The following is a 14,310-nucleotide window of genomic DNA, read 5'->3' as shown; positions in this document are numbered from 1 at the left end:
AGAGGAGCCGTGCCGGACCGGCGCCCGGTCTGCGAGGCGTCAGTGGAATGGACCAATCAACGGGTACGGGACGAGCGGCCGCCCGACACACAGGCGTGAGCGGCGCGCCTCGCACGAGGCGCGCCGCTCATGGTGTCCAGAGGTCACCCCCACGGCCGACACCCCCTAAGCCGTGCCATCCCGATCAGGCCGGGCCGGTGATTCCGGCCTGATCGGGATGGCACGCCCAGGGGGTGTCATCCCGGCGGTCAGCGGGTGCCGACCGCCGCCCGCACCGCACGGCGTGCCATCTGGCAGTCGTCGTGCAGTCGGCGGAGGAGCAGCCGCTGCTCCTCGCCCGCCGCGGGGACGGCGGGGTGTCCCGGGCCCGGCGTTCCCGTCGGCGTGGGCTCGCGCATGGTCCGTTGGACCGCGGTTTCATAGCGGCGGATCTCGCGGGTCAGGATCAGCATCAGGTTCACCAGGAAGGCGTCCCTGGACGCCGGGCCCGCGTTCTGGGCGAGCTGACTGATCTGACGGCGGGCCACCGGGGCGTCGCCGAGGATCGACCACAGCGTCGCCAGGTCGTAGCCGGGCAGGTACCAGCCCGCGTTGTCCCAGTCCAGCAGCACCGGACCCGCGGGGGAGAGCAGCACGTTGTTCAGCAGCGCGTCGCCGTGGCAGAACTGCCCCTGCACGTGGGACAGACCGTGCATCAGCTTCTGAAGGTCGCCCAGGTCCCGGTCGGTGAGCAGCCCCAGGTCGTGGTACCGGCCGATGCGGCCCGGGTAGTCCAGCGGGGCGTCGAACAGCCCGGCCGGCGGACGCCAGGTGTTCACCCGGCAGATCGCGCCGAGCGCGGCGCGCACGTCCGCCCGCGGCGGTGCCTCGGACGGGTGCCGCGTCATGGCGGCGACCCGGCCGGGCATCCGCTCGACGATCAGCGTGCAGTTGTCGGGATCGGCGGCCACCAGACGCGGCACCCGTACCGGCGGACGATGCCGGACGAATGCGCGGTAAGCGCTTATTTCCTGCCGGAACCTTTCCGCCCAGGCGGGGGAGTGGTCCAGTAAACACTTGGCGACGGCGGTCATACGTCCTGTCGTGCCGACGAGAAGGACGGACTTCCCGCTCCGGCGCAGCACCTGGACCGGATTGAACTCAGGACAGATGCGGTGCACCGAGGCGACCGCGGCGCGCAGCTGGGCGCCCTGGGGCCCGGACAAGTCGAGTCTCCCGCTGAGCGGTTGGGTGCCCGTCCCCTGTGCCCGCCGGGTCCGGCCGCCGGCGAGACCGGGGACCGCCCCCGTGGCAGAGGAGGGGGCGAGGTACGGCCCGCTGCCTGCCGGGTGCGGACGGTACGGCCGGGTGGGGGCGGTCACGGCGGACGATGCTGCATACATGGGTGAGACAGATCCCTTCGTGCGCCGACGAGTTGCGTGCGTTCCCCGGCCCGGTGGAGGGAACCCGTGAACGAGCCCCGTGCAGGAGTCCGATCCAGGGTCCCTGTCAAAAGGGCGCGCACCCTGGGGAATGCGGTCCCGCCACCAGGCCGGGGGCGGCACACCTACAGAACACGCGACTGCGGGTGGCAGACCATCTGGCGCACCCTGGCGAACCCTGGCGAATGGTCGCAGCGCATGTCACGGGCCGTTACTGTCAACTCAGTCGAGGAACCTGGGGGCTTGACGTGGACAGGCAGCCGAACACCCGTCTCGCGGACCTTTTCGGCCTTGCCGGCTGGTCCAAAGGCGAGCTGGCGAGGCTCGTCAACCGGCAGGCGGCGGCCATGGGCCATCCGCAGCTGGCGACCGATACCTCGCGAGTGCGGCGCTGGATCGACATGGGGGAGACCCCGCGGGATCCGGTGCCCAAGGTACTGGCCTCCCTGTTCACCGAGCGCCTCGGCCGTGTCGTAACCATCGAGGACCTCGGGTTCGCAAGAACCGGTCGCTCGGGGAAGCGGCAGGCCCTGGACGGTCTGCCGTGGGCTCCCGAACGGACCGCTGCGGTCCTCACGGAATTCACGGGAATGGACCTCATGCTCAACCGACGCGGCTTGGTGGGAGCGGGCGCGGCGCTCGCCGCGGGCTCCGCACTCACCGGCGCCATGCACGACTGGCTGCACACCGACCCGGCTCCCGCCGGCGCCACACGCCACGACCCGTTCGCTTCCGACTCCCTTGACGAACTCGACCAGATCGGCCTCGACCGCTATGAGGCGGCCCCCGTGGGGTCGCAGGAGATCGACGCGCTGGAGCGCTCGGTCGAAGTCTTCCGCGCCTGGGACGCGGCCCGTGGCGGCGGGTTGCAGCGCAAGGCCGTGGTGGGACAGCTCAACGAGGTGGGCGGCATGCTCGCCTACCGCCACCCCGACCACCTCCAGCGCAGGCTGTGGGGCGTGGCCGCCAACCTGGCGGTGCTGGCCGGCTGGATGTCCCACGACGTGGGCCTGGAACCCACCGCCCAGAAGTACTTCATCATCGCCGCCCATGCGGCACGCGAGGGCGGCGACCGCCCGCGTGCCGGGGAGGCGCTCTCCCGCGCGGCCCGCCAGATGGTCCATCTGGGCCGTCCCGACGATGCGCTGGACCTGATGAAACTCGCCAAGTCCGGCTCCGGCGAGGAGAACCTGCCGCGCACCCGCGCCATGCTGCACACCATCGAGGCCTGGGCCCAGGCGTCCAAGGGGCACGGCCAGGCGATGCGGCGCACCCTGGGCGAGGCGGAGGAGCTCTTCGTCTCGGACAAGGGCGATGTGCCGCCACCGTGCTGGATGCAGATGTTCGACGAGGCGGATCTGCACGGTATGCAGGCGCTGGCCTTCCGCACCCTCGCCGAGCACGACCCGTCGGCCGCCAAGATCGCCCAACACCACGCCAAACAGGCGCTGGAGCTGCGGGAGGGCGGCCGTCAGCGATCACAGATCTTCGACTACATCTCGATGGCATCGGCCTGCTTCATCGGCGACGATCCCGAACAGGCCGACCGGTACGCCCGATTGGCGCTGGTGTCCATCGGAGAGAACTCCTCACACCGCACCTGGGACCGACTCCGCGAAATGTTCCGACTGACGGGCCAGTACGCGAATTACGCCAAGATCCAGGACCTGCGCGAGGAGATCCAGCATGTCCTGCCGAAGGCGAAGCCGAAGACCAAGGGGTCGGGGCTCAAGCCAGGGATCGGATCGGCGCTCGGATCGGGACTGGGACAGAACTTCTCGGTCTGAGGGGCGAGATGACACACAACTGAGAGGTGACGGGGCGTCACGTGTCACGGCACGTGACGAAGCGTCGTACCCACACCAGCCGTACCCACATCAGCTGTACACGGACCTGCCGTATGGAGGCCCACTCGCTCAACCCACCACTGACGGACCCTCAACCCACGCCTTCGGGGCGGCCGGCTCCGGATCCGCCGTACCGCCCTCAGCTGCCGTTGTGTGCGTCAGTCGCCGACCCTGGCGATCAGCACACATGCGTCGTCCTCGCGCTCGGTGCTGCCGAACTCCTCGACGACGATGCGGACGCTGTCCTGCGCACTGCGGGCCGTGCCGAAGCGCGGCGCCAGGGCGAGGAGTCGCTCGGCACCCTCATGGGCGACCTCCGCGCCATGTGCACGGCGCGGTACGAGACCGTCGGTGTGCAGGACGAGCAGGTCGCCGGGCTCCAGCTGCTCGGTGTGCTGGGTGTACGTCGCCCCCGATGTCGCCCCGAGCAGCACGCCCTCGGGTGGGTCCAGCACGCGCCCCGTGCCGCCGCGGAAGAGCAGCGGTGCGGGGTGTCCTGCCTGGGCCCACTCCAGCGTGCGGGTATCGGGGTCGAACCGTCCGCACACCGCGCTGCCCAGCGCCGGTTGGGCGGAGGCGTCCAGCAGTTGGTTGAGCAGGCCCATCAGGGGTCCCGGCCGGTGCCCCGCGACCGCCATGCCCCGGAGCGCGCCGAGCAGCATGGCCATCCCCGAGGTGGCCGTGACGCCGTGCCCCGTGAGGTCGCCGACGCTCAACAGCGTGGTGCCGTCCGGGAGTTGCAGGGCGTCGTACCAGTCGCCGCCGATCAGGGCGCTGGTGCCGGACGGCAGATAGCGCCCGGCGAGGTCGAGGGCGACCGGGCCGCCCTGCGGGAACCGCAGGGAGCCGCGCCACGGCGGTAGCACGGCCTCCTGCAGCTCGACCGCAAGCCGGTGCTCGGTCTGCGCGATCTGCCGCTCGCGATGCAGCGAGTCACGGGTCTCGCGCACCGCCTGCTGGCTGCGGCGCAGCTCGCTGACGTCCCGCAGCACGGCCCACATGCATGAGGTACCGCCGTCCGCGTCGAGCACCGGCTCGCCCACCATGTGCACCGTGCGCAGCGTCGCGTCCGGGCGCACGATACGGAACTCACCGTCGATCGGCCGGCCGTCCACGAGGCAGTCGGTGACCATCGTGGTCAGCCCCTCCTGGTCCTCCGGATAGACCAGGGACGGCAGCTCGTCAAGGGTCAGCGGGCCGTCGGAGGGTGACCTGCCGAAGATGGTGAACAGCTCGTCGGACCAGCTGACCTCGTCGGTGAGGAGGTTCCACTCGGCGCTGCCCACCCGGCGCAGGAGGGCGCCGCGCTCATGCGGCTCGCTCTTCGGCGGGGCCGCCGGCGCCTCCTCCACCACCGGGGTGTCGTCACTCTCGGTGGGCAGTCCGTCTCTCAGCTGGTCGAGGTGGCCCCCGAGGTCGTCGAGGTGGTGCACAGCGAGGTCGCACAGCGCGCGCTGCCAGCGCAGCTGCGGGTCCGCGTCGAGGCCGGTGTCCACCGCGGACTCCCGGCGCACCGCATCGAGGTCGCCGCGCAGGCGGCGGGCCTGCGTGATGAGTGCCTCGACCGTGTCGCGCTCGGGAGGCCGGTCGGCTGGGTGGTCCGCGAAGAGGGGGGACGGCATGACGTACTCCGTGATCAGGCGGCGCCGGGCTGAGGGCCGGTAACGACTGTCGCACAGGCAGCGACCGTGCGTAAGGGATTTGGCACTACCCGATACGGTGGTGCAGCTGGCATATGACGCTGGCCTCCCTCTGGCATACCCAGGGTGAACCTGCGGAATGACAGCTTCCAGGCTAGGCTTCGGCCGCCGTACCGTAGGCGTTCCCGCCGATTCCACGGGGTCAACGAGGGATGCCATGCATACGGCCCGCAGTCACCGGCAAGAATGCCGGTCAGCGGAAATCCCGTTGCCAGCCTGTCCCCCGCACCGGATGCTGACCTCATGTTCGATCCAGACATAGCGCCCAGTGGCACCCTGCTCGGCCTCCTTCAGCGAGGCCGCGGCGACGGGACCCTGCATGCCCTCGCGGCGCCGCGGGCCGAGGCGCTCGCAGCGCTCAACGACAGCGTGCTGCGCGACCCCCGACGCGACTGGCAGGTCGAGAACCGCTCGCTCTACTACGCGCGCCTCTACATGCAGCTCGACGGCGGGCTCGAGGAGATCGAACGGCACCTGTTCCACCCCGACGACCTCCTCGACACCGGCGAGGAGCGCACCGGCCTCGCCCTCGCCGTCCTCGGCCACCTCGCCGCGTACGGCAGGAACGCCGCCCGCCTGCTGCTGCGCAGCTACGCCGCGGCCGGCAGCAACTGGCGCTGGGCCCTGGACGAGCTTGCGCTGCGTGACGACGACGCCGGGCTGATGACCCTCGCCCCCGCGGTACTGGCCCGCTTCCTGGAGACCGAGCAGGGCGAGGCCGAGCTGGCCGCCGCCGTCCGGGACGCCTTCGAGCCCCGGCCCTGGCGGCTGTGGGCCGAGGACCCCCGCTACGGCCCCCGCCTGGCCGCCGCCGGGGAACAGGGCTCCTTCGACCGCTGGCAGCGGCAGTTGCGGCCGCGCGGGCCGCGCCCCGGCTGGAGCGTCGCCGAGGTCCTCCAGTGGGCCCAGCAGGGCCTGGACCTGGAACCCACCGAGCACCGCCACATCGCCGCAGCCCGCTGCCTGTCCGCGGTGGCCGGCCCCGAAGACCGCCCCGAGCTGCTGCGTGCCGCACGCAGCGCACCGGACCCGGCCCGCGCCGCGGTCCTCCATCACCTCGCCGAGCGCGCCGATCCGGACGCGCTCGACCTGATCGAGTCCGCGGCCACCTGTCCCTTCTCCACCGAGCAACTGGTCGCGGCCGCGCTCGCCTCCTTCGAGCGGATGCACAGCGTCGCCGCCGTCGAACGGGCCCGGCGCTGGGCGCCGCGCGGGGACCGGCTGGGCGCGTCCGCCGCCGCGATGCTCGCCCGCCGCGGCGCCCAGCGCGACGCCGAGCTGGTGCTGGCCGCGCTGCGCCGTACGGTCCGTGAGGAGGGCCCGGACGCGGACGGCCTGTGGGAGCTGGTCGACGGGACCGGCCGCCTCGGGGTCGCCTGCGCGGCCCCCGTACTGCGGCACGTCTACCGCGAAACCTCCTCCTCCCACCTCCGCGGCCGGGCCGCCGCCGCGCTCGCCGCCACCGACCCCGGCTTCGCCGCCGGCTTCGCCGTCGAGTGCCTGTGGGACTGCGAGGAGACCACCCGCGAGCTGGCCGCCCGGCACGCCGCCACCGGCGATGACCGGGTCGTCGAACAGCTCCGCCGGCTCGCCGCCGACCCCGCCGAGGAGGCCGACGTCCAGCTGGCCGTCCGCAGCAGATTCGGACCGGACGCCTCGGCGGTGTGAGCCGCGTCGGCGCTGCGGCTTCGGTGGGCGCTGCGGTCTGGGTGGGTACTGCGGTCTGGGTGGGTACTGCGGCGTCGGTGGGCGCTGCGGCGTCGGTGGGTACTGCGGCCTGGTGCGGCTGAGGCCGGGGTGGGGTGGCGGGGGCTGGGACGACACCCCCTAGCGGGGGTTGCCGTTCGGGGCGAGGGACATGCCCTCGGCCTCCAGCGCGTCGCGCAGGATGCCCAGTGCCTTGGGGCCCATGCCGTGCAGCTGCCGCAGTTCGGTCTCGCTGACGCCGGCCAGCTGCGACAGCCGTAGGTAACCCGCCCGCTCCAGGGCCCGGCGTGCCGGGGCGCCGATCCGCGGGGGGATGCCGTCCGACGGCTCGTCCGACGGCTCACCCGGCACCGCGTCGTCCAGCGTCACAGGGACTCCTCGTCGTCCGCTCCGTTCCCTCTGTCCCCCTGTTCCCAGCCTGACACCGCGCTGGCCGGGCCGCCCGCAGAGGAACGCTCATGGGACGTTCTCCAGCAGGAAAGATCCACGTGGTCCCTTGAACGCACGGCCCGCCGACAACAGCGGTATGCGTGTCGTCATCGTCACCGAATCCTTCCCGCCCGACGTCAACGGCGTCGCCCACTGCGCCCTGGAAACCGCCCGGCACCTCGTCCGCCGTGGGCACGAACCGCTGGTCGTCGCACCGCTCGCGAGCGCCTCGCCGGCCACCGCCACGTACGAGAGCCCCTGCCCGGTCGTCCGGGTGCCCTCGATGCCGCTGCCCGGATACCCGCAGGTGCGTATCGCGCTCCCCGGGCGAAGGCTGTCCGCGGCGCTCGCCGAGCACCGACCCGACCTGGTGCACCTCGCCAGTCCCTTCGTCCTCGGTGCCCGCGGGATGGCCGCCGCCGCCCGGCGGCAGGTGCCCGCGATCGCCGTGTACCAGACCGATCTGGGCCGCTACGCCCGGACCTATCTCGGCGGGGGTGCGGCCACGGCCTGGCGGCGCATCCGTGCGGTGCACGCCGCCGCCGACCGGACCCTGGCGCCGTCCAGTGCGGCGCTGCTGGACCTCACCGAGCACGGTGTGCCGCGGGTCCACCTGTGGCCGCGCGGTGTGGACTCCCAGCGGTTCCACCCCGGGCGGCGCGACGCCGTGCTGCGCAGCTCGCTGGCGGCGGGGCGGGAGCTGCTGGTGGGATACGTGGGACGGCTCGCACCCGAGAAGGAGGTCCGGCTGCTGGCCGAGACCTCCCGGCTCCCGGGCGTCCGCACGGTCGTCATCGGCGAGGGCCCCAGCGCCGCCGGGCTGCGGACCGCGCTGCCCGAGGTCCGCTTCCTCGGCCGCCGCACCGGTGACGAACTCGCCCGGCTCTACGCCTCGTTGGACGTCTTCGTGCACACCGGGCCGTACGAGACCTTCTGCCAGACCGTGCAGGAGGCGATGGCGTCCGGCGTGCCGGTGGTCGCACCGCACGCGGGCGGGCCGGTCGACCTGGTCGACCACGGCCGGACGGGCCTGCTGGTGGCACCGGGCGACGGCGGCGCGTTCCGGGACGCGGTGCGGTTCCTCGGTGACAGCGCCGAACTGCGGCTGCGGTACGGTGCCGCGGCCCGCCGAGCGGTCGAGGACCGCACCTGGGAGGCGGTGGGGGACCAGCTCCTGGGCCACTACGAGGCCGTGCTCGCCGACCGGACGGCGGTGGCGGCATGAACCGGCGGCACGGCACCGGGGCGGGCCTGCGGATCGTACGGATCGCCAACTTCGTGACCCCGGCCTCCGGCGGGCTGCGCACCGCGCTGCGCGAACTCGGCAAGGGCTACCGGGCCGCCGGGCACGAGCCGGTGCTCATCGTGCCCGGGCCGCCGGGAGCGGACGGGGTCGGCGGGGCGGCCGGGATGCGCGACGAACTCACCGCGCAGGGCCGGGTGATCACACTGCCCGGGCCGGTGCTGCCCGGCAGCGGCGGCTACCGGATGCTGACCGACCGCCGTCGGTTGCAGCGGCTGCTGACGACGCTGGCACCCGACCGGCTGGAGGTCTCCGACCGGACGACGCTGCGCTGGACCGGCGAATGGGCGCGCCGGGCGCGGGTGCCCGCGGTGATGGTCTCGCACGAGAGCGTGGACGGGGTGCTGCGCACCTGGGGCGTGCCCCAGCCGGTCGCCAGGGCCGCCGCCGACCGGCTCAACCGCCGTACCGCGCACGCCTACAGCCGGGTGGTGTGCACGACCGAGTGGGCCGCGGCGGAGTTCATCCGGGCCGGTGCGCGCAACGTCGTCCGCGCCCCGCTCGGGGTCGACCTCGACGCGTGGCACCCGGACTGCCACAGTCCGGAGCTGCGCCGGCGCGGTGCGGGCCGGTCGGAGTACCTGCTGCTGATGTGCTCCCGGCTGTCACAGGAGAAGCGGCCCGGGCGGGCCCTGGACGCACTGGCCGAACTGCGCCGGCGCGGCGTCGACGCGGCGTTGGTGGTGGTCGGGGACGGGCCGCTGCGGGAGCGGCTGGAGGTCCGGGCCCGCGCCGAGCGGCTGCCCGCGGCGTTCCTCGGGCACCTTGCTGACCGCTCCCGGGTCGCGGCGCTCCAGGCCAGCGCCGATCTCGCACTGGCGCCGGGACCGGCCGAGACCTTCGGACTGGCCGCCCTGGAGGCGCTCGCCTGCGGCACGCCGGTGGTCGCCAGTGCGGCCTCGGCGCTGGCCGGGCTGGTCGGCAGCGGCGGCGACACCGCGCTCGACGACGGGCCGTCGTTCGCCGATGCGGTCCAGCGGGTGCTGGCCCGGCCCGAGGCCGCCCGGCGCGCCGCCGCCCGCACCCGGGCCGAGGGCTACGGCTGGCAGCCCGCCGTCGATGCCTTCCTCGCGGCCCATGACGCGCCCGCGCTCCTCGGCCACCCGGTCGCCGCACCGGCGTCGCCGTACCCGGCGGGCCCACGGGGCGGGTGGTGACGATGGCGTCGGAGGGGGCGGCGGCACCGATATCCGAGCAGGCGGCACGGGGGGAGACGGTGGAGATACCCGAGCAGGTGAGACGGGCAGCGGTACGCGAGCAGGCGGCACGGGTGGCGATACCCGAGCAGGCGGCACGGGTGGCGGTACCCGAGCAGCCCGGACGGGCGGGGAGGGCCGGGCCGGCGGCGGCCGACGGCCGGGCCGCGGCGCCGGTCCGCTTTGTCGCGCTCGGCGATTCGCTGACCGAGGGACTGGGCGACCCGCTGCCGGACGGCGGTTGGCGTGGCTGGGCCGCGCTGCTGGCCGGGGCGCTGGGCGAACGGTCCGGAGGCGTCGCGCTGGTCAACCTCGCGTTCAGCGGAGCCCTGGCGGCCGATGTGGCGGAGCGCCAGCTGCCCGCCGCGCGTGCGCTGAAGCCGCGGTACGTCTCCCTGGTCGTCGGCGCGAACGACACCCTGCGCGCCGCCTTCGCCATCGACCGGATCGCGGCCGCGCTGGACCTGACACACCGTGCCCTGAGCGCCGACGGGGCCGTGGTCCTGACGGCGTGTCTGCCGGACCCCGGCCGGATGCTGGGGCTGCCCGGTCCGCTGGCGCGTCCGCTGGCGCGCCGGATGCGCGCCGTCAACACTGTCGTCCACGCCGTCTCCGCCCGCCACGGGGGTGTGCATCTGCACCTCGCCGAGCACCCCTGGACCACCGAGCGCACGTCGTGGAGCGTGGACCGGCTGCACCCCAGCGAGCGCGGCCATCGACTGCTGGCCCGTGGCTTCCACGCGGCGCTCGCCGACGCCGGTCTGCCGGTCGGTCCGCCGCCCGGTCTCACCCTCGACGGCCGCCCGCCGACCCGTACCGGATCGGCGCTGTGGATGGCGACCAAGGGGACGCGCTGGGTCGCCGACCGTTGCACGGATCTGCTGCCCGGCCTGCTCGGCCTGGCGGTCACGGAGTGCCGGCACGGACTGGCGGGCTCCGGGCGGCTGCTGGACGCCGCGGCCGAGCACGCCACCCGGCGCGCCCTCGCCGCGCTGGGAGCCGGCTCCCCGCCGAAAGACACCGTCACGATGGAGGGCGCTGCGACAATGGCGGGATGACGACCGGACGCTGGGAGTTCTGGATCGACCGCGGTGGCACGTTCACGGACGTCGTCGGCAGGCGGCCGGACGGGCGGCTGGTCACCGGCAAACTGCTCTCGCACCACCCCGAGCGCTATCGGGACGCCGCGGTGGCCGGTATCCGGATGATGCTGGGGCTCGGCCCGGACGACCCGGTGCCCGCCGAGCGGGTCTCCGTCGTCAAGATGGGCACCACCGTCGCCACCAACGCCCTCCTGGAGCGTACGGGCGAACCGACGGTGCTGCTGACCACCGAGGGCTTCCGGGACGCGCTGCGGATCGCCTACCAGAACCGGCCACGGATCTTCGACCGGCGGATCCTGTTGCCGGAAGCGCTCTACGCGCGGGTGATCGAGGTACCGGAGCGGATCGGCGCGCACGGTGAGCTGGTCCGGCCGTTGGAGGCGGACCGGGTCCGCGAGGCGCTGCTGCGGGCCCGCGCCGACGGGCTGCGCAGCGCCGCCGTCGTCCTGCTGCACGGCTACCGGTACGCCGACCACGAGCGGGCGGTCGCCGAGCTGGCCCGCCGCGCCGGCTTCCGGCAGATCAGCTGCTCGCACGAGGTCAGCCCGCTGATGAAGCTGGTGCCGCGCGGCGACACGACCGTCGTCGACGCCTACCTCTCCCCGATCCTGGGCCGCTATGTCGACGAGGTGGCCGCCCAACTCCCCGGCATCCGGCTGATGTTCATGCAGTCCAACGGCGGGCTGCGGGAGGCCGCGCACTTCCGCGGCAAGGACGCCGTGCTGTCCGGGCCGGCCGGTGGCGTCGTCGGGATGGTCCGGGCCGCCGCCGAGGCGGGCGGTGGCCACGACCGGGTCATCGGCTTCGACATGGGCGGCACTTCCACCGATGTGTCGCACTACGCCGGGGAGTTCGAGCGGGTCTTCGGCAGCGAGGTCGCCGGCGTACGGATGCGCGCGCCCATGATGAACATCCACACCGTCGCGGCCGGCGGGGGCTCCGTGCTGCACTTCGACGGGCGCCGCTACCGGGTCGGCCCCGACTCGGCCGGCGCGGACCCGGGGCCGGCCTGCTACCGGCGCGGCGGCCCGCTCACCGTCACCGACGCCAATGTGATGCTCGGCCGCATCCAGCCCGAGCACTTCCCCGCGGTCTTCGGGCCGGCCGGCGACCAGCCGCTGGACGCCGAGGTGGTCCGCGCCCGCTTCGCGGAGCTGGCTCGGCGGGCCGCCACCGCGACCGGCGACGACCGCGGCCCCGAGGAGGTCGCCGCCGGCTTCCTCGACATCGCCGTGCTGAACATGGCCAACGCGGTCAAGAAGATCTCCGTCCAGCGCGGCCACGACATCACCCGCTACGCCCTGACCAGCTTCGGCGGCGCCGGCGGCCAGCACGCCTGCGCGGTCGCCGACGCACTGGGCATCGACACCGTCCTCGTCCCGCCGCTGGCCGGGGTGCTCTCCGCGTACGGCATCGGCGTCGCCGACGCCACCGCGATGCGCGAGCAGGCCGTCGAGGCGGAGTTCACGGACGCCACGGCCATGGCCCGCGTCCAGCAGGTCTGCGGGACGCTCGCCGGCCAGACCCGGCACGAACTCCGCGCGGACGGGGTGCCGGACGCGTCGATCACCACCCGCGCCAGGGTCCTGGTCCGCTACGCCGGGACCGACTCCACCATCGGCGTACCGCTCGCCGACCTCGACGCCATGGCCGCGGACTTCGTCCGGGCGCACCGCGAGCGCTACGCCTTCACCATGGACAAGCCCCTGGTGGCCGAGGCGGTGTCGGTCGAGGCGCTCGGGGAGGCCGGCGGAGCCCGTGGCTACGAGGTCCACCAGGGCGGCAGGCAAGGGGAGTTGCGGCCGGCGGCCACGGTGCGGACGTACACCGGCGGACGCTGGCGGGACACCGCTCTCCACCGGCGCACCGACCTGCGCCCCGGCGACGGACTCACCGGGCCGGCGATCATCGCCGAGGAGGACGCGACCACCGTCCTCGACCCGGACTGGCAGGCGACGATGGGCGACCGCGGCCACCTCCTGCTGACCCGGACCCGCCCGCGCAGCGACCGGGTCGCGGTGGGCACCGGAGCCGACCCCGTGATGCTGGAGGTCTTCAACAGCCTCTTCATGGCCATCGCCGAGCAGATGGGCGTACGGCTGGAGAACACCGCACACTCCGTCAACATCAAGGAGCGGCTGGACTTCTCCTGTGCGCTCTTCGACGCGGACGGCAACCTGATCGCCAACGCCCCGCACATCCCGGTGCACCTGGGGTCGATGGGGGAGTCCATCAAGGAGGTGCTCCGCAGGCGCGGCGACGACATGCGGCCGGGCGATGTGTATGCGATCAACGATCCCTACCACGGCGGTACCCACCTCCCGGATGTCACGGTCGTCACGCCCGTCTTCGCGACGCCTTCCGACTCTTCTGATGCAGTAACGCACAGTGACGAACTGTTGTTCCTCGTCGCCTCCCGCGGCCACCACGCCGAGATCGGTGGCATCACCCCCGGTTCGATGCCGGCGTTCAGCCGCACCATCGAGGAGGAGGGCATCCTCTTCGACAACTGGCTGTTGGTGCGCGACGGGAGGTTGCGCGAGCGCGAGACCCGGGAGCTGCTCACCTCCGGCCGGTACCCGTCGCGCGCGCCGGACGCCAACCTCGCCGACCTGCGCGCCCAGATCGCCGCCAACGAGAAGGGCATCCAGGAACTCCACCGGATGACCGAGCAGTTCGGCCTGGACGTCGTCCGCGCCTACATGGGGCACGTCCAGGACAACGCCGAGGAGTCGGTGCGGCGGATCGTCGCGCGGCTGTCGGACGGGCGGTACCGCTACGAGACCGACAGCGGGGCGGAGATCCACGTCGCGCTGACCGTCGACCGCGCCGCGCGCAGCGCCGTACTGGACTTCGCCGGCACCTCGCCCCAGCAACCCGGCAACGCGAACGCGCCCACCTCGGTGGTGATGGCGGCCGTCCTCTATGTCTTCCGCACCCTGGTGGCCGAGGACATCCCGCTCAACAGCGGCTGCCTCAAGCCCGTCGACGTGCGCATCCCCGAGGGCTCGATGCTCGCCCCCGCCTTCCCGGCGGCCACCGTCGCGGGCAATGTCGAGACCTCCCAGGCGGTCACCGGCGCGCTCTACGCCGCCCTCGGTGTCCAGGCCGAGGGCTCGGGGACGATGAACAACCTCACCTTCGGCAACGACCGGGTGCAGTACTACGAGACCGTCGCCAGCGGCTCGGGCGCCGGCGACGGCTTCGACGGCGCGGACGCCGTGCAGACCCATATGACCAACTCCCGGCTGACCGACCCGGAAGTGCTGGAGTGGCGCTACCCCGTCCGTGTCGACGGCTTCGCCGTCCGCACCGGCAGTGGCGGCAGCGGACGCTGGCACGGCGGCTGCGGCGTCGAGCGCCGGCTGCGCTTCCTGGAGCCGATGACCATCGCCCTGCTGACCAACCACCGCAGGGTCCCGCCGTACGGGATGGCGGGCGGCGCCCCCGGGGCGCTGGGCGTCAACTCCCTCGAACGGGCCGATGGTTCCCGCGAGGAGCTGCGCGGCTGCGACGCGGCCGAGGTGGGGGTGGACGACGTGCTGGTGGTCCGGACGCCGGGCGGCGGCGGGTACGGGGTGCCGTAGTCGCCACCGCCCGGTTG

The 14,310-nt window shown here is 73.5% G+C and carries 9 protein-coding genes; 6 read left to right on the top strand and 3 right to left on the bottom strand.

Annotated features, from left to right (window positions below; translation table 11 throughout):
- Positions 1 to 248: 248 nt before the first annotated feature.
- Positions 249 to 1,382, bottom strand: coding sequence for an aminoglycoside phosphotransferase family protein (locus AB0C96_RS16880; RefSeq protein ID WP_362918078.1), 1,134 nt, complete (start codon positions 1,380 to 1,382; stop codon positions 249 to 251).
- Between the two features lie 287 nt (positions 1,383 to 1,669).
- On the opposite strand from AB0C96_RS16880, the gene AB0C96_RS16875 reads away from it, so the two are divergent.
- A complete protein-coding gene (locus AB0C96_RS16875; RefSeq protein WP_362918076.1) occupies positions 1,670 to 3,208 on the top strand; it encodes a hypothetical protein in 1,539 nt (512 codons plus the stop codon).
- Positions 3,209 to 3,426: 218 nt separating this feature from the next.
- Here AB0C96_RS16875 and AB0C96_RS16870 read toward each other — a convergent pair whose 3' ends face one another.
- Complete coding sequence (locus tag AB0C96_RS16870) at positions 3,427 to 4,890, bottom strand: SpoIIE family protein phosphatase (RefSeq protein ID WP_362918074.1); 1,464 nt, start codon at positions 4,888 to 4,890, stop codon at positions 3,427 to 3,429.
- Positions 4,891 to 5,211: 321 nt separating this feature from the next.
- On the opposite strand from AB0C96_RS16870, the gene AB0C96_RS16865 reads away from it, so the two are divergent.
- On the top strand, positions 5,212 to 6,636 hold the full coding sequence (locus AB0C96_RS16865) for a HEAT repeat domain-containing protein (protein ID WP_362918072.1): 1,425 nt from the start codon (positions 5,212 to 5,214) through the stop codon (positions 6,634 to 6,636).
- 159 nt (positions 6,637 to 6,795) lie between these two features.
- On the opposite strand, the gene AB0C96_RS16860 is transcribed toward AB0C96_RS16865, so the two are convergent.
- A complete protein-coding gene (locus tag AB0C96_RS16860) occupies positions 6,796 to 7,044 on the bottom strand; it encodes a DNA-binding protein (RefSeq protein ID WP_362918070.1) in 249 nt (82 codons plus the stop codon).
- A gap of 157 nt (positions 7,045 to 7,201) precedes the next feature.
- On the opposite strand from AB0C96_RS16860, the gene AB0C96_RS16855 reads away from it, so the two are divergent.
- Genes AB0C96_RS16855 through AB0C96_RS16840 form a run of 4 tightly spaced genes read left to right on the top strand, consistent with a single transcriptional unit; the run spans position 7,202 to position 14,293 of the window.
- Positions 7,202 to 8,329: a glycosyltransferase family 1 protein gene (locus AB0C96_RS16855; protein ID WP_362918266.1), complete on the top strand. Its 1,128-nt coding sequence runs from the start codon at positions 7,202 to 7,204 to the stop codon at positions 8,327 to 8,329.
- Entirely contained in the window at positions 8,326 to 9,564 is a 1,239-nt protein-coding gene (locus tag AB0C96_RS16850; protein ID WP_362918068.1) for a glycosyltransferase, read from the top strand. Before AB0C96_RS16855 ends, AB0C96_RS16850 begins: the two co-directional genes overlap by 4 nt.
- 2 nt (positions 9,565 to 9,566) lie before the next feature.
- The gene (locus tag AB0C96_RS16845) at positions 9,567 to 10,661 is read left to right on the top strand and encodes an SGNH/GDSL hydrolase family protein (protein ID WP_362918066.1); all 1,095 of its coding nucleotides are present in this window, start codon (positions 9,567 to 9,569) and stop codon (positions 10,659 to 10,661) included.
- On the top strand, positions 10,658 to 14,293 hold the full coding sequence (locus tag AB0C96_RS16840) for a hydantoinase B/oxoprolinase family protein (RefSeq protein WP_362918064.1): 3,636 nt from the start codon (positions 10,658 to 10,660) through the stop codon (positions 14,291 to 14,293). The genes AB0C96_RS16845 and AB0C96_RS16840 overlap by 4 nt, the downstream gene beginning before the upstream one ends.
- The last annotated feature ends 17 nt before the right edge of the window (positions 14,294 to 14,310 follow it).

Origin of the sequence: Streptomyces sp. NPDC048506 (genome assembly GCF_040651315.1) — a bacterium.
GTDB lineage: Bacteria > Actinomycetota > Actinomycetes > Streptomycetales > Streptomycetaceae > Streptomyces.
This window is presented reverse-complemented; position numbering and strand designations above follow the sequence as displayed.

Coding starts and splice junctions, on each gene's coding strand:
- AB0C96_RS16870 (WP_362918074.1), bottom strand. CDS start 4,890: ATGCCGTCCCCCCTCTTCGCGGACCACCCAGCCGACCGGCCTCCCGAG.
- AB0C96_RS16840 (WP_362918064.1), top strand. CDS start 10,658: ATGACGACCGGACGCTGGGAGTTCTGGATCGACCGCGGTGGCACGTTC.
- AB0C96_RS16865 (WP_362918072.1), top strand. CDS start 5,212: ATGTTCGATCCAGACATAGCGCCCAGTGGCACCCTGCTCGGCCTCCTT.
- AB0C96_RS16850 (WP_362918068.1), top strand. CDS start 8,326: ATGAACCGGCGGCACGGCACCGGGGCGGGCCTGCGGATCGTACGGATC.
- AB0C96_RS16845 (WP_362918066.1), top strand. CDS start 9,567: ATGGCGTCGGAGGGGGCGGCGGCACCGATATCCGAGCAGGCGGCACGG.
- AB0C96_RS16855 (WP_362918266.1), top strand. CDS start 7,202: ATGCGTGTCGTCATCGTCACCGAATCCTTCCCGCCCGACGTCAACGGC.
- AB0C96_RS16880 (WP_362918078.1), bottom strand. CDS start 1,382: ATGTATGCAGCATCGTCCGCCGTGACCGCCCCCACCCGGCCGTACCGT.